27 protein-coding genes are annotated in these 24484 nt (G+C 27.6%); 9 read left to right on the top strand and 18 right to left on the bottom strand.

What is annotated here, in order from left to right; all coding sequences use genetic code 11:
- Positions 1–156: 156 nt before the first annotated feature.
- From rpsR to KM800_RS11915, 6 genes are all read right to left on the bottom strand, one after another.
- Positions 157–414: a 30S ribosomal protein S18 gene (gene rpsR, locus KM800_RS11890; RefSeq protein ID WP_217813279.1), complete on the bottom strand. Its 258-nt coding sequence runs from the start codon at positions 412–414 to the stop codon at positions 157–159.
- 27 nt (positions 415–441) lie between these two features.
- Positions 442–885, bottom strand: a complete 444-nt coding sequence (locus tag KM800_RS11895) for a single-stranded DNA-binding protein (RefSeq protein WP_217813280.1) — start codon at positions 883–885, stop codon at positions 442–444.
- A gap of 12 nt (positions 886–897) precedes the next feature.
- Complete coding sequence (gene rpsF / locus KM800_RS11900) at positions 898–1185, bottom strand: 30S ribosomal protein S6 (protein ID WP_217813281.1); 288 nt, start codon at positions 1183–1185, stop codon at positions 898–900.
- 95 nt (positions 1186–1280) lie between these two features.
- A complete protein-coding gene (locus KM800_RS11905; protein ID WP_217813282.1) occupies positions 1281–1484 on the bottom strand; it encodes a DUF951 domain-containing protein in 204 nt (67 codons plus the stop codon).
- Positions 1485–1487: 3 nt separating this feature from the next.
- A complete protein-coding gene (locus tag KM800_RS11910) occupies positions 1488–2375 on the bottom strand; it encodes a mechanosensitive ion channel family protein (RefSeq protein ID WP_217813283.1) in 888 nt (295 codons plus the stop codon).
- 5 nt (positions 2376–2380) lie between these two features.
- Positions 2381–2641 (bottom strand): DUF3343 domain-containing protein, encoded by a 261-nt coding sequence (locus KM800_RS11915; RefSeq protein ID WP_217813284.1) that lies wholly within the window; start codon positions 2639–2641, stop codon positions 2381–2383.
- 243 nt (positions 2642–2884) lie between these two features.
- Between KM800_RS11915 and ytvI the strand changes: the two genes are divergently transcribed.
- On the top strand, positions 2885–3940 hold the full coding sequence (gene ytvI, locus KM800_RS11920; RefSeq protein ID WP_217813285.1) for a sporulation integral membrane protein YtvI: 1056 nt from the start codon (positions 2885–2887) through the stop codon (positions 3938–3940).
- A 76-nt stretch (positions 3941–4016) separates the two neighbouring features.
- Complete coding sequence (yyaC, locus tag KM800_RS11925) at positions 4017–4610, top strand: spore protease YyaC (protein ID WP_217813286.1); 594 nt, start codon at positions 4017–4019, stop codon at positions 4608–4610.
- A gap of 329 nt (positions 4611–4939) precedes the next feature.
- On the opposite strand, the gene KM800_RS11930 is transcribed toward yyaC, so the two are convergent.
- The 12 genes from KM800_RS11930 to rpmH form a co-directional block, all read right to left on the bottom strand.
- Entirely contained in the window at positions 4940–5443 is a 504-nt protein-coding gene (locus KM800_RS11930) for a DUF4446 family protein (protein ID WP_217813287.1), read from the bottom strand.
- A gap of 75 nt (positions 5444–5518) precedes the next feature.
- Complete coding sequence (locus KM800_RS11935) at positions 5519–6373, bottom strand: ParB/RepB/Spo0J family partition protein (protein WP_217813288.1); 855 nt, start codon at positions 6371–6373, stop codon at positions 5519–5521.
- Positions 6374–6487: 114 nt separating this feature from the next.
- On the bottom strand, positions 6488–7267 hold the full coding sequence (locus tag KM800_RS11940) for a ParA family protein (RefSeq protein WP_217813289.1): 780 nt from the start codon (positions 7265–7267) through the stop codon (positions 6488–6490).
- 182 nt (positions 7268–7449) lie between these two features.
- Positions 7450–8226 carry a nucleoid occlusion protein gene (noc, locus tag KM800_RS11945; RefSeq protein WP_217813290.1) on the bottom strand — a complete coding sequence of 259 codons (777 nt, stop codon included), beginning with the start codon at positions 8224–8226 and terminating at the stop codon, positions 7450–7452.
- Between the two features lie 99 nt (positions 8227–8325).
- Positions 8326–9045, bottom strand: coding sequence for a 16S rRNA (guanine(527)-N(7))-methyltransferase RsmG (gene rsmG, locus KM800_RS11950; RefSeq protein ID WP_217813291.1), 720 nt, complete (start codon positions 9043–9045; stop codon positions 8326–8328).
- A 3-nt stretch (positions 9046–9048) separates the two neighbouring features.
- Positions 9049–10947, bottom strand: a complete 1899-nt coding sequence (gene mnmG, locus KM800_RS11955) for a tRNA uridine-5-carboxymethylaminomethyl(34) synthesis enzyme MnmG (RefSeq protein WP_217813292.1) — start codon at positions 10945–10947, stop codon at positions 9049–9051.
- Between the two features lie 9 nt (positions 10948–10956).
- Complete coding sequence (mnmE, locus tag KM800_RS11960) at positions 10957–12342, bottom strand: tRNA uridine-5-carboxymethylaminomethyl(34) synthesis GTPase MnmE (RefSeq protein WP_217813293.1); 1386 nt, start codon at positions 12340–12342, stop codon at positions 10957–10959.
- 67 nt (positions 12343–12409) lie between these two features.
- Positions 12410–13036: an RNA-binding cell elongation regulator Jag/EloR gene (gene jag, locus KM800_RS11965; protein WP_217813294.1), complete on the bottom strand. Its 627-nt coding sequence runs from the start codon at positions 13034–13036 to the stop codon at positions 12410–12412.
- A gap of 24 nt (positions 13037–13060) precedes the next feature.
- A complete protein-coding gene (locus KM800_RS11970) occupies positions 13061–13729 on the bottom strand; it encodes a membrane protein insertase YidC (protein WP_217813295.1) in 669 nt (222 codons plus the stop codon).
- A gap of 17 nt (positions 13730–13746) precedes the next feature.
- Complete coding sequence (yidD, locus tag KM800_RS11975) at positions 13747–13956, bottom strand: membrane protein insertion efficiency factor YidD (RefSeq protein WP_217813296.1); 210 nt, start codon at positions 13954–13956, stop codon at positions 13747–13749.
- Positions 13953–14282, bottom strand: a complete 330-nt coding sequence (gene rnpA, locus KM800_RS11980) for a ribonuclease P protein component (RefSeq protein WP_217813297.1) — start codon at positions 14280–14282, stop codon at positions 13953–13955. The genes yidD and rnpA overlap by 4 nt, the downstream gene beginning before the upstream one ends.
- Positions 14283–14339: 57 nt before the next feature.
- A complete protein-coding gene (gene rpmH, locus KM800_RS11985; RefSeq protein ID WP_017751998.1) occupies positions 14340–14474 on the bottom strand; it encodes a 50S ribosomal protein L34 in 135 nt (44 codons plus the stop codon).
- A gap of 823 nt (positions 14475–15297) precedes the next feature.
- Between rpmH and dnaA the strand changes: the two genes are divergently transcribed.
- From dnaA to gyrA, 7 genes are all read left to right on the top strand, one after another.
- On the top strand, positions 15298–16638 hold the full coding sequence (gene dnaA, locus KM800_RS11990) for a chromosomal replication initiator protein DnaA (RefSeq protein WP_217813298.1): 1341 nt from the start codon (positions 15298–15300) through the stop codon (positions 16636–16638).
- 258 nt (positions 16639–16896) lie between these two features.
- Positions 16897–18000 (top strand): DNA polymerase III subunit beta, encoded by a 1104-nt coding sequence (gene dnaN, locus KM800_RS11995; protein ID WP_217813299.1) that lies wholly within the window; start codon positions 16897–16899, stop codon positions 17998–18000.
- A gap of 27 nt (positions 18001–18027) precedes the next feature.
- A complete protein-coding gene (locus KM800_RS12000) occupies positions 18028–18234 on the top strand; it encodes an RNA-binding S4 domain-containing protein (protein ID WP_217813300.1) in 207 nt (68 codons plus the stop codon).
- A 63-nt stretch (positions 18235–18297) separates the two neighbouring features.
- On the top strand, positions 18298–19389 hold the full coding sequence (recF, locus tag KM800_RS12005; RefSeq protein WP_217813301.1) for a DNA replication/repair protein RecF: 1092 nt from the start codon (positions 18298–18300) through the stop codon (positions 19387–19389).
- Between the two features lie 22 nt (positions 19390–19411).
- Positions 19412–19675, top strand: coding sequence for an extracellular matrix regulator RemB (remB, locus tag KM800_RS12010; RefSeq protein ID WP_017751993.1), 264 nt, complete (start codon positions 19412–19414; stop codon positions 19673–19675).
- Between the two features lie 17 nt (positions 19676–19692).
- Positions 19693–21606 carry a DNA topoisomerase (ATP-hydrolyzing) subunit B gene (gyrB, locus tag KM800_RS12015; RefSeq protein WP_217813302.1) on the top strand — a complete coding sequence of 638 codons (1914 nt, stop codon included), beginning with the start codon at positions 19693–19695 and terminating at the stop codon, positions 21604–21606.
- An 18-nt stretch (positions 21607–21624) separates the two neighbouring features.
- Positions 21625–24066, top strand: a complete 2442-nt coding sequence (gene gyrA, locus KM800_RS12020; RefSeq protein ID WP_217813303.1) for a DNA gyrase subunit A — start codon at positions 21625–21627, stop codon at positions 24064–24066.
- The last annotated feature ends 418 nt before the right edge of the window (positions 24067–24484 follow it).

The following is a 24484-nucleotide window of genomic DNA, read 5'->3' on the forward strand; positions in this document are numbered from 1 at the left end:
CTATCATTTTAATTATTTTTAAAGTTTTATGCAACAATGTAGGATTTTTTTACAGATATGTTTATACTTCTAATTTTATCCAATTAATTGTATTTTATTAAAATAAAAAGTCATCAGCACTATATTGCTAATGACTTAATCAAAATGAATATTATATTACTCTGTTGTAAATGGTAATAATGCTATGTTTCTTGCTCTCTTTATTGCATCAGTAAGTTCTCTCTGATGTTTAGCACAATTTCCTGATATTCTTCTTGGAAGTATCTTTCCTCTTTCAGTAACATACTTTCTTAATTTATTTATATCTTTATAATCTATAGATTCAGATTTATCCATGCAAAATGCACAAACTTTTCTTCTTGTTCTTCTCATTCTGCCTGAATTTCTCTTTCCACTATCTCTACCATTTGGCATAATATATCTTCCCTCCTTACCTTATCATTAGAATGGAATATCACCATCATCAACTGGTGTTATATCCTCTCCATAATTATTTTCATCAAAGCTTTGAGTATTTCCAAAATTATTAGATTGAGAATTCATATTATTAGATGATTTTTGAGATTTTTCGCCCCATTCCAAGAATTGGACCTCATCTGCAACAACCTCTGTAACATATCTTCTCGTACCGTCTTTAGCTTCATAACTTCTAGTTTGGATTCTTCCGCTAATTCCTATGAGTTTGCCTTTACTCATATAATTTGCTGTAGACTCAGCTTGTTTTCCCCATACAACTACAGGTATAAAATCAGCTTCTCTCTGTCCATCCTTAGAAAATCTTCTATCAACGGCTATAGTAAAGGTGGTAACTGCTGTACCATTTCCAGGAGTAAATCTCAACTCAGGGTCTTTGGTCAATCTTCCAATTAAAACAACTTTGTTCAATTAAAACACCACCTATTTTTCATTATTTACTATTATGTGCCTTACAACACCATCTGTAATTCTAAATACTCTGTCTAACTCTTTAGGTAATTCAGGATCAGCACTAAAATTTATCAAAGTATAATATCCTTCGTTAACTTTTTTTATTTCATAGGCAAGTTTTCTCTTACCCCAAACATCAACGTTGTCTACTACTCCTCCACCATTTTCTATTACACCTTTAAATTTTTCGATATTAGCTTTACAAGCCTCTTCGTCTAATGACGGATGCAATATAAATATAGTTTCGTATTTTCTCATTAGATTTCACCTCCTCCCCTTGGACTAACGGCTGTAATTTTTACAGCAGGGATTACAAGGTTTTATTTTATCATACTTTGCTATATATATCAATATTAATTTTCGTCTTTATAGTTTTGTTTTATTATTTTCTTTACACTCTTTTCAAATTTGTTTCTGCTAAGCATTACTATCCTTCCACATCCCATACATTTTATTTTTATGTCTGCACCTAGTCTTATAACTTCCCAATTATTACTTCCACATGGATGACCTTTTTTCATCTCTACGATGTCACCAATATAAAAAACTTTTTTCATGTTTTATTTCCCCCTTGTAATCTTTACTTCTTTATATGGTAATTTTATATTATCTTTCTTTAGTGCTTTAATTATTTCATCTCTTAATTTTACTTCTATTTTCCACTGCTGCATAGGTTTAGTCCTGCCTATTATCCTTATTGTTACCACTCCATCTTTTATTTTAGTTATTCCCAAAACACTTGGTCCATCAGTTATTTCTTCATTGTCAGTACCAAACTTCTTACAAAGATCTGACATTTTTGATATAACATTATCAGAATCTTCCTCATAGGAAATATCTATATCAACCAGGATTTTAGAACTTCCCCTGGAATGATTGGTAGTTTCAGTAATAATTCCATTTGGAATTATATGTAGATCTCCATTTAAATCTCTTATTTTAGTAATCCTAAGTTCCAAACTTTCAACAATTCCACTTTTATCTCCTATATCCACATATTCACCTACAGAAAACTGATCTTCAAATAATATAAAGAATCCATTTATTACATCTTTTATGATACTTTGAGCTCCAAAGCCTACAGCTACACCTCCTATGCCAGCAAAAGTAAGCCCTGTAGCTCCAACCTTAGGCATAATAATTGATATTATACCAAATACTCCAAAAAAATAAACACAATATTTTAATACGCTTTTTAATATTGCTCCTACAGTTTTGACCTTTCTATCATCTAGTGAAAATTTAAAGTATTTTTGTTTTTTTATATATCTATTTATAATCATGTTGCCAATTTTTATACTAATATACATGATTATTAGTATAAGTATTATTTTTATAAAACCAGATATGATACTATATATTTTTTCTTCAGATATAGGAAACTTACCTATAGTAATTCCCCCATTATAAGTAGTTATTTTAAAAATAGAAAGTAATTTTTCTTTCATTAAATCTACCTACCTTTAATATCAATTAATTTATATCCTTCTGGATTTCTCAAATATATATTTTTAAAATAAATTTTTTCTTCTTGAATTAAAGACTTAACTTTGTCCAAATTTTTGACATCAAACTTTACACTTATACCACAACTTTTAGTTATTACTACTGGAGTAGGCATAACATCTATGGGTATATTCTTATTTCTTAAAAAAGTTTCTCCTGCTATTGCATCATGAGTATTTTTGAATGTTATTATGTAATATCTATTCATAGTATAATATAGTTTAATTAAACTATATCTCCTTTCCAAAATAATTACTAATATATGGTATACAGAGACAATATATTAGTTTATAATAAATACATATATATAATATTGATACATTTATTATACAATTTATATCAAATATATATAGAGATGTACATTATTCACTATATATTATAATAACATAATTTAATATAATTTCATTACTTAAATACAACTAAAAGATAAAGAAGGGAGTAACTATAGAAAATGGATTCGTTAATAGATAAAGTAAATAAGTTAATCTTATTTTTTATAATATATACAGGTGCATTTATAATATTTTTTGGTACACTTCATTATACGCTTCCATTTGTTTTAGCATTAGTTTGTGCTCTAATACTTAAGAGGCCAACAGTGTATATTTCAAAAAAGTTAAATATAAAACCATCTGCAGCTTCATTAATTACTACTATAACATTTTTCGCCATAATAATTATTGGTCTTGTATTTGGAATTGTTCATTTAACTCAAGAAACGATACAATTCGGCAAAAATACTCAAGCATATATATCCCAAAATTCTAATAATATATTAAATTCATTTTATAAATTACAAAAATACTATAATAATTTAGATCCAAATATAATAAATGCTATAAATAAAAATTTCACAAGTTCTATTACAAAGTTATCAAATATTGCAGTATCTATCTCAGGTAAACTTGTATCCTATATAATAAATCTTGTTGCCACGATACCGTATATAGTAATGGTTATATTATTTACACTTTTATCTACGTATTTTTTTACAAAAGATATGTTAAAAGTAAAAAACAAATTAATAACTATATTACCTAAAAATAAAGCTAATAAATTATTCTCAATTTACACTGAAACAAAAAAAATGCTGTTAACCTATATTATATCTTATATGATAATAATTTCTATTACATTTGTAGAAACCTTAGTAGTATTTATGATATTCAAAATAAAATACGCCTTAATATTAAGTTTAGTATGTGCAATAGCTGATTTACTTCCTATTTTAGGTATTGGTACAATATATATTCCTCTTGCTTTAATTTATTTTTTTATATTCAAAAATTATCTTGTAGCTTTAGGACTTGTTATAGCTTATGTGGTAGTTTCAATAATTCGACAAATAATAGAACCTAAATTGGTATCTTCCTCATTAGGATTAAATCCTGTAGCAGTATTAGCTTCTCTTTTCATAGGATTAAAAGCATATGGAATTATAGGAGTATTATTTTGTATATTTTTAGTCATGTTTTATAACATGTTAAAGAAGGCAGAAATACTCTAAAATTATTAACTTTTATATTAATTATGTATAAGAAACCTTATTATGGTTACAATTTATACCATAGGAGGTTTTTTATATGTCTAAAAAAATAATTATAGATTCTAATAAAAGAAATTCCATAATATCTTTAAGAGATAATTTAAGTGATATACTATATCCATTGATAAAATCAGGGAGAACTATAATAATAGTATGCATTGGAACGGACAGATCCACAGGTGATAGTCTTGGTCCATTAATAGGAGAAAAATTGAAATTTCTAGTTAGAGATCAAGTACATATATATGGAAATTTAAAGACTCCTGTTCACGCAAAAAATCTTGAGGAAATTATTAATAAAATAAATCTAGAATATAAAAGCCCATATATAATAGCTATTGATGCATGCCTGGGTAGTCTACAAAATGTAGGTAAAATAATACTAGAGTCTAAACCACTCCATCCTGGATCTGCAATGAATAAAGCTCTACCATCAATAGGAGATTTGAGTATAACTGGAGTAGTAAATATATCTGGTGTTATGGAATTTATGGTATTACAAAACACAAGATTATTTATAGTAATGCAACTTGCCGATACAATTTCACGAGGAATATATCATGCAATAATAAAAACAGTAGGCGGGAAAAGATCCTCAACTAATAAGCATAAAATTATGGAGAATATGTGATTTCATTTATCACATTGTTATAACTCTTACTATAGAAAATATTATCTATATTTTCTATGCTTTTTCAAGCACCATCAATCATAATATTTTTTTCACATTTAATAGTGTTGCTCATATTCACTTATTTAATCAACCATCCTTCAAATCACAAATAATAGTATCAAAAATATCCTCTTTTTTTCCGAAATTATATTATACCTTTTTTTCAATTCAACATTTATTTGACTTGATTGACTTGATTGACTTGATTGACTTGAAATATAAACTTTTATAAAAAACCTCCTTAAGGATATTATTACCCTAAGGAGATTCTTTATGTATATTATTTGTCAAATTTTTTTATTAATGCATTCTTGTAAAACTTGATTTTCTTCATTAGATAATTCATATCTAGACATACCCTTATCTATAGGCTTAGCATAAGTTGTACTTTCACTTCTACCATATATTCCTGTGATTATAACCCCACTATTATTTCCATCTAAAATTGCTACCGAAAAGCTCAAATCGCTACCAACATCTTCAAATGCCCTATATCTTATAATGGAAATCTTTTGAACACAATTATTATATTTTTGGTTTAATTTTTCAAATTTTTCTTTCATGAAATCAGTTTCCTGTTTTGCTTCATCTATATTATCTAAATATCCTGTAATAAGTTGTTCCAAATTTTTATTGTCTACTCCTCTCATAAGTCGTCTATATTTATTTTCAACTTTGTTTAAAGCTTTAGTTAACACTGCAACTACTATAAATAATATTATAATCAATACAAAAATGGCAACCATAATATAAATTTGAAAATCGCCTATATTTTTTAAAATATATTCCATGTCTTTTCTCCTTTCGTAAAAATGTTTCATGTGAAACATTTTATTGTTTATGCTATGATTTATTTCATTAAAACCTTAAACTTTTAAAATATCTAATATTCTCTGTAAATCATCTGGTGAATAATATTCTATTTCTATCTTTCCCTTATTTTTTTTATCATTTAATATAACTTTAGTACCGAATAATTCTTTCAACTTTTCTTCTATATCAACATAATATGGATTGCTTGTACTTTGTCGGTTTCCTATATTCTTTTTATTATGTTTAATATCCTTAACGAGCTTTTCCACTTGACGTACAGTTAAATCATTTTTTATTATACTTTTAGCAAATTCATATTGTGAATTTTTATCTTCTAAGGTTAAAAGTGTTCTACCATGACCTTCTGTTATTAATCCATTAATTAAATAATCTTGAACTCTACTATCTAAGTTTAATAATCTCATACAATTTGTTATTGCTGTCCTGGATTTACCTATTTTATTTGCCAATTCCTCCTGTTTGAGTTTGAAATCATTAATCAATTTTTTATACGCAATGGCTTCTTCTATTGGATTTAAATCCTGTCTTTGTATATTTTCTATCAAAGAAATTTCAAGTATATCCCTATCTGATAAATTCATTACTATAGCAGGCACTTCTTTTAATCCTGCTAATCTAGCTGCTCTCCATCTTCTTTCCCCTGCAACTATTATATAGTTCTCTGTTTCTCTATTTAATATAAGTGGTTGTATTATGCCATGTTCTTTTATAGATTGAGAAAGTTGTACAATCTTACTCTCATCAAAATTTTTTCTAGGTTGTTCTTCATTAGCACTTATAGAATCTATATTGATTTTTTTAACAATAGTTTCAGTATCACTATTATTTAAAATATCATCAGGTATTAGTGCTCCTAATCCCCTGCCTAGCCCATATTTTTTATTCAAAACATATTTACTGCTGTCTAAAATACGGATAAGATATTATATCCTACAGCAGTACCCCCCTTTCTTTATAATTTTTTGATTTTCTAATTTAAATTTACAAATATTCTATGTACATTAATTAATCAGTTTACATTTTTGTCTCTTTAAAAACTCCTCTGTTAAATTATCATAAGCTTTAGCTCCTCTGCACTTATCATCATAAAGCGCTATAGGTAGTCCAAAGCTTGGTGCCTCAGCTAATCTTATATTACGTGGTATTGTAGTCCTATAAACTTTATCTTTAAAATATTTTTTTACCTCAGATGCTACTTCATTAGATAGTCTTGTCCTTCCATCATACATACTCATAACTACTCCCTCGACATCTAAATCAGGATTTAAAGATTTTTTTACTAGTTGTATAGTATTTACTAGCTGGCCAACTCCCTCTAAAGCGTAAAATTCACATTGTATAGGAATAAGAACACTATTTGAACAGCAAAGTGCATTAATAGTTAGAATACCTAATGAGGGAGGACAATCTATAAACACAAAATCAAAGTCTTTCTTCATACTTTTTATCTTATCTTTTAATATACTTTCTCTATTGTTTACATTAATTAACTCAACTTCTGCTCCAGCTAATTCCATAGTAGATGGAATCATATAAAAATTATCTACTAATTCAGATTTTTTCATTACTTGATCAATATCTGAATCTAAACACAATATGTCATATATAGATTTATCTATACTTGACTTATCAAATCCTAAACCACTTGTAGTATTACCTTGAGGGTCAATATCAATATTTAAAACTTTATATCCTTTAACAGCTAAATAAACACTTAGATTAATACTTGTAGTTGTTTTTCCAACTCCACCTTTTTGATTAAATATAGAAATTATTTTCATAGCATTCACCACCTTTTTATTACTTAATTTTAATTATATATTTTTCTCTACTATAATTAAAGAGTTTTTATTATTAATTTAAAATGAAATAGATTAAATGTTTCACATGAAACATTTAATCTATTTCATTTTCTAAAAAAGGACATTTAAAGTACAATATTTAAATGTCCCTAAATTATATTTTATTTTTTAGGAATTGTTATAGTTATCTGTATTTTATCTTCCATATCTTTAGATGAATATTTGGCTCTTAATCCGTATTTGTCAAATACCTGTTTTACCGTATTTACATATACCCTAGGAGAAAATATTCCCTTTATTTTTTTCTTTTTTTTATTTCCTTTTTTATCAGTTACTCCTTCTAGTTCTTTTTCAATCAATTCTTCTGTTTTCTTTACATTTAAAGATTTTTTCAATATAATATCAAGTATCTTTATTTGAAGTTCAATAGATGGAAGTTTCAATAAAGCTCTTGCATGCCTCTCTGTTAAATTATTTTTAATAATTATTTCTCTTACCTGTTTATCCAGCTTAAGAATTCTAATTTTATTAGCAATAGTCGATTGTTTTTTACCTATAACCTCGGCTAGTTTTTCTTGAGTATATGAATGATCCTTTATCAAATTATAATAAGCTTCTGCTTCTTCCAAAAAATTTAGATTTTCCCTCTGTAAATTTTCAAGTAATGCTATTGCTGCTGATTCTTTATCACTTATATTAACTATTATAACGGGAACTTCCTTAAGTCCTATTTTTTTAGCAGCTCTTAATCTTCTTTCACCTGCTATTAACTCATACTTATCTTCATTCAATTTTCTTACAGATAGTGGTTGAACTATTCCGTAAGATTTTATAGATTGTGCTAACTCATTTAAGCTTTCTTCATCAAAATACTTTCTTGGCTGATATATATTAGGTGAAATTAAATCTACAGATATATAATTAATATTCTTTTGCATAGCTATCCATCCCTCTTACACTTCATATCTTTAACATTTCTCCATTGTAACCTAAAATCCTTCTTATTTTTGTAAATTTCGTACGACAAATTAATACTTTTATTTTAATGGTTTCTTTGAAACAGTTCCAGCTTTTCTAGGATATACTTTTGGTGTACTATTTATCTTTTTAATTATTACTAAATTATGATTTAACTCACTATCTTCTATATCAACTTTAATGATATCTTCTATATGTCCACCTAATATATCAATAGCATGTTTACTCTCATCAATTTCTTGTTTTAAAGAAGGTCCTTTCATAGCTATAAAATATCCTCCTATTTTTACATAGGGCAAGCAAAATTCACTTAATACTGTCAAGTTAGCTACTGCCCTTGAAACTGAAACATCAAATGATTCCCTATATTCATTTTTTCTACAAATATCTTCTGCTCTTCCATGTATAGTTTGAATATTTTCCAAATTCAATTTGTCTATAACTTCATCTAAAAATTTTATTCTTTTGTTTAGAGAATCCAAAAGCAAACCATTCATATCTGGTTTGATTATACCTATTGGTATACCCGGAAAACCCGCTCCGCTCCCAATATCAATAAAATTATGACTATCCTTAATTGGAGAAAATTTAAATACTTTTATACAATCTATAAAATGTTTTTTTATTATTTCATCATCTTCAACTATAGAAGTAAGATTAATTTTTTTATTCCATACTTGAATTAAATTTTTATACTCCAAAAAATCTTTATATTTCTTTCTGTCAAAATCAACTCCTGAATCAAGACAAGCACTTCTCATGATTTCAAAATAATCCATAATTTAATTACTCCTATCTAAATTATTTTGTCTTCTTATCTTTTCCATATAAATCATTAAAACAGATATATCTGCAGGAGAAACTCCTGAAATTCTAGAAGCTTGCCCTATATTCATTGGCTTTACTTTATTTAGCTTTTGAATAGCCTCAATCCTCAATCCCTTTACTTCATCATATCTTATATCACCTGGTATAACTTTATCTTCAATTTTTTTAAATTGTCCTATCTGCTGTAACTGTTTATCAATATATCCCTCATATTTTGAAATGATATTTACTTCCTCTTGAATATCCAAATCCAAATTTGGTCTATCTTTATCTAATGGTTCAACTCTCATATAATCTAATTCAGGTCTTTTTATTATATTATATAAACTTTCTGTTTTCTTTAATTCCGAAGAACCTATTGAAGTTAAAAATTCAATTACTTCTTTCTTAGGTGTAATATTTATCTTTTTAATTCTATCTATTTCATTAAATATTGAATTCTTCCTATTTATAAATCTTTTATATCTTTCTTCTGTAACAAGTCCTATACTATATCCTAACTCTGTTAATCTAAGATCTGCATTGTCCTGCCTAAGTATTAGTCTGTACTCAGCTCTTGATGTCATCATCCTATATGGTTCTTCTGTACCTTTTGTAACTAAATCATCTATTAAAACCCCAATATATGCATCAGATCTTTTTAAAATAAACGGTTCTTTATTTTTTGCTTTAATTGCAGCATTGATTCCTGCAATTAATCCTTGAGCTGCAGCTTCTTCATAACCTGAACTTCCATTTAATTGACCAGCTCCAAACAATCCATCAATATTTTTAAATTCTAATGAAAGTTTAAGTTGAAGTGGATTAATACAATCATATTCAATAGCATAACCAGTTCTTAAAAATTCTACATTTTCGAGTCCTGTTATAGTTTTATACATGGCCAATTGAACATCTTCAGGCATAGATGTAGATGCCCCATCCACATATAACTCGTCTGTATTTTCACCTTCTGGTTCTATAAATATTTGATGTTTTTCTTTATCTGGAAATCTAACTATTTTATCTTCAATTGAAGGACAATATCTTGGCCCCACAGACTTAATAGAACCATTGTAGAGTGGAGATCTATCTATATTTTCCTTTATGACTTTTATCGTATCCTCTGTAGTATAGGTTAAATAACAAGATATTTGCTCTCTATCTAATGACTCTGTCATAAATGAAAATGGAATTATCCTTCTATCACCTTTTTGCTCTATCATTTTAGAAAAATCAACGCTTCTTCTTTTTACTCTAGCAGGAGTACCAGTTTTAAATCTTCTAAGTTCTATATTCAAATTCAATAAACTTTGAGAAAGATCATTAGCCGGCATAAATCCATTTGGTCCTGAACTATAACTAACATCCCCTATAATAACTTTACCTTTCAAATAGGTTCCCGTTGCTAGAACTACACATTTTGATTTAAAGTATGCTCCATTTTTTGTACTTACACCACATACTTTACCTGAAGCATCTGTTTCTATATTAAGTACTTCTAATTGTCTTAAATATAAATTAGACTGTTTTTCCAATACCCTCTTCATTCTTCTAGAATAATTATTTTTATCGGCCTGAGCTCTCAATGAATGTACTGCTGGTCCTTTAGAAGTATTCAACATTCTAGATTGTATAAAAGTATTGTCAATATTTACTCCCATCTCACCTCCAAGTGAATCTATCTCTCTAACCAAGTGCCCTTTTGCCGTTCCACCTACATTAGGATTACATGGCATAAATCCTACGCTATCCAGGTTCATTGTGCATACAAGTGTTTTACATCCCATTCTAGCTGAAGCAAGTCCTGCTTCACATCCAGCATGTCCTGCACCTACTATTATTACATCATAACTTTCTGAAAAGTATTTCATTAAATATACCTACTTTCCTAAACAAAATTTTGAAAATATCTTATGAATTATATCTTCTTCAATGGTATCACCAGTTATTTTTCCAAGACTTGACCAAGCATTTCTAAGATCAATTGATGCAAGATCAATAGCTTGAGTATTATTTAAAGTATTTATAGCTTCTATACAACTATCTTTAGATTTTATTAGAGCCTCTTTATGTCTTGTATTTGTCACCATAAAATTATCTGATTTTATTTCTCCATTAAAAAATAATTTTTTTATACAATCCTTAATATCCTTAATGCCAATTTCTGTCTTTAAGGATGTCTTTACTACAAAATCTAAATTTAAATTCTCTTTTTTAATATGATTTAAGTCTATTTTAGCATTTAAATCACTTTTATTTAATAAAATAATATACTTTTTATCCTTTATGTATTGTATGATTTCTTCATCAAGTTCATCCAACTCATTGCTTGAATCCAACATTAATATGACCAGATTGGCCTCATTAATTTTTTGCTTCGATTTTTCTACTCCTATTTTTTCTACTAAATCTTCTGTATTTCTTATTCCAGCAGTATCAATTATCTTTATTGGAATACCTTCTATATTTATATATTCCTCAATAACATCTCTAGTAGTACCTGGAATATTTGTAACTATAGCCTTATTCTCATGTATAAGTGAATTCAAAAGAGATGATTTGCCTACATTTGGCTTCCCAACTATTACAATATTTAATCCCTCTCTAATTATCTTTCCTTCATCAGAATTCTTTAAAATACCTTCTATATACAATATTATTTTTTTAATCTCAGGAGTAATTTTATCTGATGTAATTTCTTCCAAATCCTCTTCAGGATAATCAACTGTAGCTTCAATACGTGCAATTATATCCAATAGTTCTTCTCTTAATGGATTTACTCTATTTGAAATACTGCCTTCAGCCTGACTAAGTGCCGATTTCATGGAAATTTCAGTTTTGGCACGTATTATATCTATAACTGCTTCAGCCTGGCTTAAATCAATTCTATTATTTAAAAAAGCTCTTTTAGTAAATTCACCGTGTTCTGCAAGTCTTGCTCCACATTTAATTACTTCTTCAAGAATTTTGTTTGTAGTAATAATTCCACCATGACAATTTATTTCAACAATATCTTCAGTTGTGTAACTTTTAGGACCCTTCATAAAACTTACTATAACTTCATCTATCAATTCACCATTTTCTTTTCCCACTATAAAACCATATCTCATAGAGTAGGACTTTATATCCATTAATTCTCTATCATTCTTGCCTCTAAATATATCATTAACTATTTTAAGAGAATTTTCACCTGAAATTCTTATAATAGATATACCAGCTTCTCCTGGAGAAGTTGCAACTGCCGCTATGGTATCAAATTCTTTCATTAGTTTCACTCCATTTCAAAATTTAAATTTAGAGTTTGTTATATTATAAATAAAAAGAAAGCCATTATCAGGCTTTCTTTAAAATAACTACAACTCTTCTAAAGGGTTCCTTACCTTCACTATAAGTACTTACTAAAGAATCATTTTGGAGAGTGGAATGAATTATTCTTCTCTCATAGGGATTCATAGGTTCAAATTTTACAGTTTTACCTGTTCTCTTTACCTTTTCACATACTCTTTTAGCAAGTTTTCTTAATGTTTCTTCCCTCTTACACCTATAATTTTCAGTATCTAACACAACTCTTTTATATTCCATATCATGGTTCTTATTTACTACCAAACTCATAAGATATTGCAGAGAATCTAAAGTTTCACCTCTATATCCTATAAGTATACCCATATCTTCCCCTGATAAATCTACTTTTATTGTATTATCTTGTTCTTTTATTGCAATATCAGCTTTCACATTCATACAATCCAATATATTTTTTAAAAATGCTCTTACATCATCTATGTAAGCTCTTTTTAATTTTACTCTTATTTTAGCTGGTCTACTTCCAATTAAACTAAATAAACCTTTATTGCCTGAATCTAAAACCTCAAATTCAACTCTATCTATATCTACTTTTAATTCTAATAGGGCATTTTTTAAAGCATCATCTACCGTTTTTCCGGTCATTTCTAAAACCTTCATACCGTAATAGCCACCCCCTAAGTTTTAGTTATCAACAACTTTCTTTTCTTCTCTTTTTTGTTCAATTCTTTTTATAATAAAGTTTTGAACAACTTGAATTAAATTACTAACAACCCAATAAAGTACCAATGCGGATTTTAATCTCCAACTTATAAAAACCATAAAAATTCCCATACCTATATTCATCTTACTACTCTGACCAGCTTGAGGATTATCTCCTGATGGCATTATCAACCAACCAGAAAGAAATGTAGTTAAGCCCGATAAAATTGAAAGAACTATGTCTGGCTTTGATAAATCCTTAACCCATAAAAAACTAATTCCATTCAAACCTGTAAGATGATTAAAAACATAATATAAAGCTACAAGTATAGGCCATTGAATTAAAAGTGGAAGACATCCACTAAATGGGCTAGCTCCTTTTTCTTTATAAAGCTTCATCATTTCCTTCTGAGCTTTTTGAGGATCCTTTTTATATTTATCCTGTATTTTCTTTACTTCTGGCTGAATTTTATTCATCACAAGTGAAGATTTAATTTGCTTAATACCTAAAGGAAGTATTATTACCCTAATTATTATAGTCATTAAAATTATGGCTATACCATAAGAAACATTTGGATTAGGAAATACAGAAATTACTCCTCCGTGCAAATAATTAAAGAACTGCACAAAAGCATTATTTAAATATTTCATATTAACCTCCTGATGATTTATTTAACTGGATCATATCCACCCTTACAAAACGGATTACATCTTAATATTCTTTTTATAGACATAATTCCACCTTTTAAAAATCCATATTTCTCAATCGCCTGCAAGGCATATTCTGAACAAGTTGGATAAAATCTACAGCATGATCTCTTCAAAGGTGATATATATTCTCGATAAAATTTTATTAAATATATTAAAATTTTTTTCATTTATATAACCCTGATTTTTTTATCAAATTTTTAATACTACTGCTTATATTACTATAATCCTTATTATTTGAAGCATTTCTAGCTATAAATACTAAGTCATATCCAGTCTTAAAATTATCACAATTAAGTCTAAAACTTTCTTTAATTAACCTTTTAATTCTATTTCTTATAACACTTTTACCTACTTTTTTACTTACAGATATACCTAATCTATTAAAATTTTTTCTATTTTTATATACATAAAGAACTAACAAATTGTTTGAAAAAGATTTACCTCTTCTGTAAACAGCTCTAAATTCTGCATTTTTTCTCAATCTATAAATCATTGCAATATTGCTCCTCTTTTTTCCCTTCATTGCAGAAAAAGGCCACAAAAGCGGCCTTTATGCTGATAATCTTTTTCTACCTTTTCTTCTTCTTCTCTTAATAACGTTTCTACCAGACAAAGTTCTCATTCTTTTTCTAAAACCATGTTCTCTTTTTCTTTGTTTCTTTTTTGGTTGATATGTCATCCACATAATAATCTAACTACCACTCTAATAATATATAATAAATGTAGTTCATTTATACATTTTTATATTATGTAGTAGTTTGCCTCCCTTCTATACTTTAAATTTCTAGTTTTATTTATAATCAATAAATACCTATAGTTTTTAGATTTATTGAACTCTAAAAATTAAGACATTAAATATTGTACTACTAAACAATATATCTTTATCAATTTTAAAGTTTTACTATTAAATTATATATTCACTATACTACAATGTCAACACTAATTAATAATTTACCTGCAATTCGTAATATGCACTTTATACATTAAATATTCAAGGTTTTTTTATAAATATTAACCTTTGAGTTATCTAAAGCTGCATTCTTTGTTGAAAAATTTTTATTCTACTTCAAAATTACGAATTGAAAAATAATTTACAATATGCCTAAAATTTATAATTAAATAAACTAAATATTTTATATACATGCAATTTACCTACATTTTTGTGGATAACTTCTTGAATCAGCGTTTTTATTTTGATATTATTAATAGAGTATGTGTATAATTTATAAAAATATGGACTTATCCACAGCTGTTGATAAAGTTGTGGATAAAATGTGCAATCCTGATATTATTTTATTATATCTTTACATATTACCTTGTATTCTACTATAATAGACAAGTTAATAAAATTAATTATTACTTGTTTACACTTTTATTTTATTAAATTAAATCAACAAAATTATAAACATGTGAATATTTTTATAAACATATGGAAAGTAATTATAATACTTTGTTTATAACTTTGTTTATATATTGTGAGTTTATTATCTAAGACTGGAGGATATAAAATGAATGCCTATCTTAAAGAATTATGGGATAAAACTTTAAACATTATAAAAGGTGAACTTACAGAAGTAAGTTTTAACACATGGCTTAAAAGTATTACACCCATATCGATAGAAAATAATGTACTAAAATTAAGTGTACCAAATGAACTAACTCGAGGCGTTCTTGATAACAAATATAAGGAATATATTATTAAAGCTTTAAAAATTCTTACTTCTAAAAATTACACAATTGAATTTTCAATATATCAAGAAGAAGCATTTACCTTAGATGAAAAAAATACTCAACATAGACAAGAAAAAATAAATAACGAATCATCAACTCTATTAAATCCAAAGTATACATTTGATTCGTTTGTTGTTGGAAATAGCAATAGATTTGCTCATGCAGCTTCATTAGCTGTAGCAGAATCTCCAGCTAAAGCATATAATCCATTATTTATATATGGTGGTGTAGGTCTTGGTAAAACTCATTTAATGCATGCTATAGGTCATTACATATTAAAAAATAATCCATCATTAAAAGTTGTATATGTTTCATCAGAAAAATTTACAAACGAACTTGTAAATTCTATAAAAGATGATAAAAATGTAGAATTCAGGGATAAATATAGAAATATAGATATATTACTTATAGATGATATACAATTTATAGCTGGAAAAGAACGAACTCAAGAGGAATTTTTTCATACTTTTAATTCATTATATGAAGCAAATAAACAAATTATTCTATCTAGTGATAGACCGCCAAAAGAAATCTCTACATTAGAAGATAGATTGGTTTCTAGATTTGAGTGGGGACTTATAGCAGATATTCAACCTCCAGATTTTGAAACAAGAATTGCCATACTTAAGAAGAAAGCGGATGTAGAAAAACTCAATATTCCAAATGAAGTCATGGTATATATAGCTACAAAAATAAAATCCAATATAAGAGAATTGGAAGGAGCATTAATAAGAATTGTAGCGTTCTCATCACTTACAAATAAAGAGATAAGTGTTGATCTAGCAGTCGAAGCATTAAAAGACATAATTTCCAGTAAACAGTCTAAACAAGTAACAATAGGATTAATTCAAGAAGTAGTAGCTAATTACTACAACCTTCAGCTATCCGATTTCAAATCCGCAAGAAGAACAAGAAATGTAGCTTTTCCAAGACAAATAGCAATGTATCTGAGTAGAAAGTTAACAGATATGTCACTTCCTAAAATAGGCGAAGAATTTGGAGGCCGTGATCACACCACTGTAATTCATGCATATGAAAAAATATCTGGAAATTTAAAGGTAGATGAAAGCCTTCAAAATGCAGTAGGTGAATTAACTAAAAGAATAAATCAAAAATAATTATAAACAACTGTTGATATTTTTATTATAAAACCATGTGGATAAAAATGAATACTAAATTTATATTCTAATTATGTGGATAAAGTCAAATTTTTATTAGTTACTTATCCACAATTATTTTTCTTCTTTTCTACTGCAATATCAACGTTTGCTAATATTATCTACATATCCACAGCCCCTACTACTATTACTATAAAATAATTATCTAATTATCTATCTTATTACAAATAATATTTATACCAAAAGGAGGATACTTTAATGAAGTTTATATGTAATAAATCAAATTTACAAGAAGCTGTTTTTACAGTACAAAAAGCAATAACAGGTAAATCTTCTATGCCGATACTTAACGGTATATTAATAGAAACAAATGGAAATGAATTAATATTAACAGGTTCAGATATAGATTTAAGTATAACTACAAAAATTGAAGCAACTATTTTAGAAGAAGGTTCTGTAATAATAAATGCAAGATTATTTGGAGAAATAATAAGACGATTACCTAATGATGATATAAACATTGAAACTATAGATGATAATACAACTCAAATATTATGTAAAAAATCAAAATTTAATATAATAAACATGAATACAGCTGATTTTCCCGAGCTTCCAAATATCAATGAAAACATGTTATTTTCAATATCGGAAAATATACTTAAAAATATGATAAGGGAAACAATATTTGCAACAGCACAAGATGAAACCAGACCTATACTTACTGGAATTTTATTTGAAATAAAAAATAAAACTATAAATTTAATTGCACTTGATGGATATAGATTAGCTCTTAGATTTGAATCATTAGATAATGATAATGAAATAAATGCAGTAATTCCAGGTAAAACACTAAATGAAGTATCAAAAATTCTTGAAGATCGAGAAGATAATGTTGATATTACATTTACTCCTAATCATATACTTTTCAATTTGGGAAAAACTAAAATAGTATCAAGACTTTTAGAAGGAGAATTTATAAAATATAAATCAATAATTCCTGAAGAATTTAATTTGCAAGTTACTGCTAAAAGGGAAGAACTTTTAAATTGTATTGAGAGGGCATCTCTTATGGCTAAAGACAGTAATACAAATTTAATAAAATTGAATATTGAAGACAATAATATGATTATAACTTCAAATTCTCAATTAGGAATGGTAAAAGAAGAAGTTAATATAATTTTGCAAGGAAGTAATCTACAAATTGCATTTAACTCAAAATATTTAATAGATGTACTTAAAATAATGGATGAAGAAGAAATAATATTAAATTTTTCAAGTAGTGTAAGTCCATGCGTTATAAAAAATAAAGATAAGAATAATTGTACTTACCTTGTTCTTCCAGTTAGACTTTTAAATAATTAAAAAAATAAAAAATGGAGATAATAGAAAATGAAAGAAATAAAAATAAATACAGATATAATAAAACTAGATTCTTTTTTAAAATGGTGTGGTGCAGTTTCACTTGGTTCAGAAGCTAAAATACTTATACAAAATGGATCAGTAAAATTAAATAATAATATAGAAACAAGAAGAAGTAAAAAATTATCAATAGGAGATATAGTTGAATTAAATGGAATACAATATAAGCTTATATAAACTGTAAATATCATTAATTGTGCAATCTCTATATTGTGATATAATTAAAATTAGGTGTTTTGTATGTATATAAAGTATTTACAACTTGTTAATTTTAGAAATTACAAACAATTGTCTATTGAACTAAACAAAAATATAAATGTGTTTATAGGAAATAATGCACAAGGTAAAACCAACATATTGGAAAGTATATATTATTGCAGTATAGGTAAATCATTTAGAACTAATAAAGATAAAGAACTTATAAAATGGGATGGAAAAGAATCATATATAAAAGCTTATATATCAAGAAAGGGCTTGGATAAAACAATAGAAATAAAAGTATTTAAAGAAGGAAAAAAAGGCATAAATATAAATTCTATAAAAGTAAATAAATTATCTGAGTTAATGGGAATTTTTAACGTAGTTATGTTTTCACCTGAGGATTTAAAAATAATAAAAGAATCTCCAATATTCAGAAGAAAATTTTTAGATATGGAATTATGCAAATTAAATAAAAAATATTATTTTAATTTGGTTCAATATAATAAAGTTTTATCTCAAAGAAATATGATACTTAAAAAATGGAATAAGAATAATATTAATATGCTTGGTGTATATGATAATCAATTATCCAAGTATGGAGAGGTACTTATAGATCTTAGAAATAAATATATAAAAGAGCTTAATGTAAAAGGAAAGATTATACATAAAAATATAACTTCAGGAATTGAAAAAATAGAATTTAAATATATAACTTCGATTAAAGATTTAGATAAAATCGGAAAAGAAATATTAGACAATTTAAAAAAAAGTAGAAATAATGATATAGAAAGAGGTAATACATCAATTGGTCCCCATAGAGACGATTTTAATATATATATAAATGGTGTGAATGTCAGAAATTTTGGTTCTCAGGGACAACAGAGAACATCAGTTTTAACTATGAAATTTGCTTCTGTTGAAATAATAAAGGATCAAATAGGAGAATATCCTGTTTTACTTCTTGATGATGTCTTATCTGAGTTGGATAAAAATAGACAGGAGTATATATTAAGTTCTATAAATAAAATTCAAACCCTTATAACTTGTACAGGAATTAACAACATAAAAAAGTATATTGAAAATAAAGCTCAATTATTTGAAGTTACTAATGGAACTATAATTAAAGTTTAATAGATTTGAAAGGAGATTTTTTATGTTTTTACATTTAGGTGAAAATATAGTTGTTCCGATAAAAAATATAATTGGTATATTTGATGTAGAAACTTCGATGTATGGTTCTGATACAACTCAATTTTTAAGAATGGCAGAAGAAGATGGATTTGTGCAGAGAATTACTAAAGATAAACCAAAATCATTTATTATTGCTGAAGTTGATAAAAAGAGCAAGATTTATTTATCGCCAATATCTTCATCAACATTGACTAAAAGATCAGAATCTTTATATTATGAATCTTAAAAGATAGGAGGATAAATATGCCACAAGATACCAAAAAAGTTTATGACGAGAATCAGATACAAGTTTTAGAAGGTTTAGAAGCAGTAAGAAAAAGACCGGGTATGTATATTGGAAGTACCAGTTTAAAGGGACTTCATCATTTGGTATATGAAATAGTTGATAATAGTATAGATGAAGCATTAGCTGGATATTGTACTAAAGTAAAAGTAATTATAAACGAGGATAATTCTATAACTGTATCAGATAATGGAAGAGGAATGCCAGTAGGTATTCATCCTAAAATTAAAAAACCAACAGTTGAAGTAATAATGACTATACTACATGCTGGTGGAAAATTTGGCGGTGGAGGCTACAAAGTATCAGGAGGACTTCATGGAGTTGGTGCTTCAGTAGTAAATGCCTTATCAGAAGATTGTAAAGTTGAAGTTAAAAGAGAAGGACATATATGGAGCCAGGAGTTTAAAAAGGGCAAACCTGTAACTGGTTTGGATATTATAGGTGATACCGATGAACATGGAACAAAAATTTATTTCAAACCTGATTCAGAGATATTTGAGGAAATAGAATTTGATTATGTAACTCTTGCAAATAGAATTAGAGAATTGGCCTTTTTAAACAAAGGCATAAAAATATCCTTAGAAGATAAAAGAAATGATAAAAGTGAGCTCTTTCATTATGAAGGTGGAATAAAGTCTTTTGTTGAGTATCTTAATAGAAATAAGCAGCCAATTCAAAAAGAACCTATATATCTAGAAGGTAAAAGAGAAGACTATTCTTTAGAAATTGCTATTCAATATAATGATGGTTATACCGAAAATATTTTTGCTTTTGCTAATAATATAGATACAGTTGAAGGTGGAACTCATTTAGCAGGATTTAAATCTGCTCTTACCAGGGTATTTAATGATTATGCAAAAAAATATGGTGTATTAAAGGAAAATGATAAGAATTTATCAGGAGAAGATATAAGAGAGGGATTAACGGCTGTTATATCTATAAAACTAACTAATCCTCAATTTGAAGGTCAAACTAAGACTAAACTTGGTAATAGTGAAGTAAGGGGAATAGTCGACAGCATAATGAGTGAGGCTGTAAGTAATTATCTTGAAGAAAATCCTCAAATAGCCAAGACAATATTGGATAAATCATTGATGGCATCACGGGCCAGAGAAGCTGCTAGAAAGGCAAGAGAGATAACAAGACGTAAATCAGTACTTGAAAATACTTCACTTCCAGGAAAACTTGCAGATTGTTCTTCAAAGCATCCTTCTGAATGTGAGATATATCTAGTAGAGGGTGATTCTGCAGGAGGTTCAGCAAAGCAGGGAAGAGATAGAAAATTTCAGGCTATATTACCTCTTCGTGGAAAAATAATGAATGTTGAAAAACAAAGATTGGATAAGATACTTGGCTATGAGGAAATAAGAGCTATGATAACTGCTTTTGGTGGTGGCATAGGGAAAGATTTTGATGTTAGTAAAATAAGATATTACAAGATAATAATAATGACAGATGCAGATGTAGATGGAGCTCATATAAGAACTCTTCTTCTTACCTTTTTCTATAGATACATGAAAGAGTTGGTAGATCAGGGACATATTTATATAGCACAACCTCCACTTTACAAGATAAGCAAAGGAAAGAAAGAAAATTATGCTTACTCTGATGAAGAACTTGAATTTATACTCAAGGAAATGGGTGGAAAAGACAGCAGTATAAATATACAGAGATACAAAGGACTTGGAGAAATGGATTCTATACAACTTTGGGATACTACAATGAATCCGGAAACTAGAACACTCCGTAAAGTAAATGTAGAAGATGCAATGGATGCTGATGAGATATTTACTATACTTATGGGAGATAAAGTAGAGCCTCGTAGAAATTTCATACAGGAAAATGCTAAGAAGGTTGTAAACTTAGATATATAGTAGAGAGGTGTAACATACATGTTTGACGAAGGAAAAATTTTACCCGTAGACATAAGCAATGAAATGAAAAAGTGTTATATAGACTATGCAATGAGTGTAATTGTAGGTCGTGCACTTCCTGATGTACGTGATGGATTAAAACCTGTTCATAGAAGAATATTATATTCTATGTATGAGTTAGGGCTTACTCCAGATAAAGGATATAGAAAATGTGCAAGAATAGTAGGAGATGTTTTAGGTAAATATCATCCTCATGGTGATACAGCAGTTTATGATGCACTTGTTAGAATGGCACAGGATTTCTCAATTAGATATACATTAGTAGATGGACATGGAAATTTTGGTTCTGTAGACGGAGATAGTGCAGCTGCCATGAGGTATACTGAAGCTAAGATGAATAAAATAACTCTTGAAATGCTAAGAGAGATAAATAAAAATACTGTAGATTTTGTACCTAATTTTGATGGAGAAGAAAAGGAACCTTCAGTTTTACCATCAAGATTTCCTAACCTTCTTGTAAATGGATCAGCAGGAATAGCCGTAGGTATGGCTACCAATATTCCTCCACATAATCTTAGAGAAGTTATAAATGGTGTAATTACTATAATAGATAATCCTGATGTAACTATTAGTGAAATTATGAATGATATAAAGGGACCAGATTTCCCTACTGCAGGTATAATAATTGGAACTTCAGGAATCAAAAGTGCATATGAGACTGGTAGAGGAAAGATACTTGTAAGATGTAAAGCTGAAATAGAAGAAGAAAAGGGAAGAGAAAGAATAATAGTAACTGAGCTTCCTTATCAGGTAAATAAATCAAAATTAATAGAAAATATTGCAATTCTTGTAAAAGATAAGAAAATCGAAGGCATATCTGATATAAGAGATGAATCTGATAGAGAAGGTATGAGAATTGTTATAGAATTAAAAAGAGATGCAAATTCAAATGTAATTCTAAATCAATTATATAAACATACTAAAATGCAGGATACATTTGGTATTATAATGCTTGCACTTGTGAACAATGAACCGCATGTATTAAACTTAAAAGAGATATTAACACACTATTTAGAATTTCAAAAACAAGTAATAAGAAGAAGAACTAAATTTGATTTAGATAAAGCTTTAGCACGTGCACATATACTTGAAGGACTAAGAATAGCCTTAGATCGTATAGATGAAGTAATAAATCTTATAAGATCTTCCAAAACTACAGATGAAGCAAGAAATGGATTGATGTCAAATTTTCAACTTTCTGAAAAACAAGCTCAAGCTATTTTGGATATGAGACTTCAAAGACTTACAGGTTTAGAGCGAGAAAAAATTGAAAATGAATATAATGATCTTATGAAAACTATAAATTATTTAAGAGAAATACTTGAAAATGAAGAATTACTTTTAAGTATAATTAAAGATGAATTGAATCAGATAAAAGATAAATATGGTGATGAAAGAAGAACTCAAATACAATTAAGTAATGACGATATAGATATTGAAGATTTGATTCAGGAACAGGAAATAACAATAACACTTACCCATTCTGGATACATAAAAAGGATTGCAGCTGATACTTATTCTTCACAGCGAAGAGGTGGAAGAGGAATACAGGCTATGACTACAAAAGAAGATGATTTTGTAGAACATATGTTTATTACTTCAACTCACAATTATATATTGTTCTTTACTAATAAGGGTAGAGTGTATAAATTAAAGGGATATGAAATTCCTGAAGCTGGTAGAACAGCAAAAGGAACTAATATAGTAAATCTTATACCTATAGATAGAGATGAAAAAATTCAAGCAGTATTAACTTTTAGAGAATTTAAGGAAGATAACTATTTCATAATGGGTACCAAAAAAGGATTAATCAAAAAAACTCAGATAAGCAAATATTCTTCTATAAGGAAAAAAGGATTAAATGCCATAAATTTAAGAGATGAAGATGAGCTTATAGGTGTTAGAATGACTACTGGTAATAGTGAAATTATTGTATTTACGAGAAATGGTTATGCAATAAGATTCAGCGAGAAAGACGTAAGAGCTATGGGTAGAACTGCCTCAGGAGTTAAGGCCATAACATTGAGAAATGATGATATAGCTGTTGGTATGGAGATAATAGATAAAGATGCAGAAGTTTTAGTAATAAGTCAAAATGGTTTTGGAAAGAAAACTCCTATATCTGAATATACCATCCACAAAAGAGGAGGCAAGGGTATTATTACTTATAAGATAAGTGATAAAACAGGTCTTATTGTTGGAGCAAAGATGGTAAAAGACGGAGATGAAATGATGTTGATAAATAGCAGTAATGTAGCTATAAGACTCAATGTTTCAGATATATCAACAACTAGTAGAAATGCGATGGGTGTTACTTTGATGAAGACAGAGGATAAGCAAAAAGTAGTAGCAATTGCAAAAATAAATTGTAGTGATGAAATTCCAAAAGAAGAAGTATAAATAAATTAAGTTTAAAAAATATAATCTGGATTTTTAGTTGAGTTAATATCAGCCATAATCTGGGTTATATTTTTGATATAAATAATTTTTAACTTTATTAAAAATTATATTGACATTAATCTAATAAAATGATATTATATAAAAGTCGCATGGGTTGCGGCAAACAATTAATAAAAAAGTCAATGAAATTAATTGTTGACATTTGATTGATTGTTAGTTATACTATAAAAGTCGTCTGAATAAGATGACAGGAAACAAGAAGATAGAATGATCCTTGAAAATTAAACAGAGTAAAATAAGTAAAAACTTATTTAGAAATAAACCAGCAATTCTTTTGAGCTATGAAAATAGCAAAAGCAGTAATTGAGTAAGGAAACTCCTCAGCAAGAGCTGATGAGTAAGCGACCATCACAAAATC

This window comes from Clostridium tyrobutyricum, from assembly GCF_019144085.1.
GTDB classification, from domain to species: domain Bacteria; phylum Bacillota; class Clostridia; order Clostridiales; family Clostridiaceae; genus Clostridium_B; species Clostridium_B tyrobutyricum_A.

Excerpts from the sequence above, each read along its gene's own strand:
- rpsR (WP_217813279.1), bottom strand. The coding sequence starts at position 414 with ATGCCAAATGGTAGAGATAGTGGAAAGAGAAATTCAGGCAGAATGAGA.
- rpsF (WP_217813281.1), bottom strand. The coding sequence starts at position 1,185 with ATGAGAAAATACGAAACTATATTTATATTGCATCCGTCATTAGACGAA.
- KM800_RS11905 (WP_217813282.1), bottom strand. The coding sequence starts at position 1,484 with ATGAAAAAAGTTTTTTATATTGGTGACATCGTAGAGATGAAAAAAGGT.
- KM800_RS11910 (WP_217813283.1), bottom strand. The coding sequence starts at position 2,375 with ATGAAAGAAAAATTACTTTCTATTTTTAAAATAACTACTTATAATGGG.
- KM800_RS11915 (WP_217813284.1), bottom strand. The coding sequence starts at position 2,641 with ATGAATAGATATTACATAATAACATTCAAAAATACTCATGATGCAATA.
- ytvI (WP_217813285.1), top strand. The coding sequence starts at position 2,885 with ATGGATTCGTTAATAGATAAAGTAAATAAGTTAATCTTATTTTTTATA.
- yyaC (WP_217813286.1), top strand. The coding sequence starts at position 4,017 with ATGTCTAAAAAAATAATTATAGATTCTAATAAAAGAAATTCCATAATA.
- KM800_RS11930 (WP_217813287.1), bottom strand. The coding sequence starts at position 5,443 with ATGGAATATATTTTAAAAAATATAGGCGATTTTCAAATTTATATTATG.
- KM800_RS11940 (WP_217813289.1), bottom strand. The coding sequence starts at position 7,267 with ATGAAAATAATTTCTATATTTAATCAAAAAGGTGGAGTTGGAAAAACA.
- noc (WP_217813290.1), bottom strand. The coding sequence starts at position 8,226 with ATGCAAAAGAATATTAATTATATATCTGTAGATTTAATTTCACCTAAT.
- rsmG (WP_217813291.1), bottom strand. The coding sequence starts at position 9,045 with ATGGATTATTTTGAAATCATGAGAAGTGCTTGTCTTGATTCAGGAGTT.
- mnmG (WP_217813292.1), bottom strand. The coding sequence starts at position 10,947 with ATGAAATACTTTTCAGAAAGTTATGATGTAATAATAGTAGGTGCAGGA.
- mnmE (WP_217813293.1), bottom strand. The coding sequence starts at position 12,342 with ATGAAAGAATTTGATACCATAGCGGCAGTTGCAACTTCTCCAGGAGAA.
- jag (WP_217813294.1), bottom strand. The coding sequence starts at position 13,036 with ATGAAGGTTTTAGAAATGACCGGAAAAACGGTAGATGATGCTTTAAAA.
- KM800_RS11970 (WP_217813295.1), bottom strand. The coding sequence starts at position 13,729 with ATGAAATATTTAAATAATGCTTTTGTGCAGTTCTTTAATTATTTGCAC.
- yidD (WP_217813296.1), bottom strand. The coding sequence starts at position 13,956 with ATGAAAAAAATTTTAATATATTTAATAAAATTTTATCGAGAATATATA.
- rnpA (WP_217813297.1), bottom strand. The coding sequence starts at position 14,282 with ATGATTTATAGATTGAGAAAAAATGCAGAATTTAGAGCTGTTTACAGA.
- rpmH (WP_017751998.1), bottom strand. The coding sequence starts at position 14,474 with ATGTGGATGACATATCAACCAAAAAAGAAACAAAGAAAAAGAGAACAT.
- dnaA (WP_217813298.1), top strand. The coding sequence starts at position 15,298 with ATGAATGCCTATCTTAAAGAATTATGGGATAAAACTTTAAACATTATA.
- dnaN (WP_217813299.1), top strand. The coding sequence starts at position 16,897 with ATGAAGTTTATATGTAATAAATCAAATTTACAAGAAGCTGTTTTTACA.
- KM800_RS12000 (WP_217813300.1), top strand. The coding sequence starts at position 18,028 with ATGAAAGAAATAAAAATAAATACAGATATAATAAAACTAGATTCTTTT.
- recF (WP_217813301.1), top strand. The coding sequence starts at position 18,298 with ATGTATATAAAGTATTTACAACTTGTTAATTTTAGAAATTACAAACAA.
- remB (WP_017751993.1), top strand. The coding sequence starts at position 19,412 with ATGTTTTTACATTTAGGTGAAAATATAGTTGTTCCGATAAAAAATATA.
- gyrB (WP_217813302.1), top strand. The coding sequence starts at position 19,693 with ATGCCACAAGATACCAAAAAAGTTTATGACGAGAATCAGATACAAGTT.
- gyrA (WP_217813303.1), top strand. The coding sequence starts at position 21,625 with ATGTTTGACGAAGGAAAAATTTTACCCGTAGACATAAGCAATGAAATG.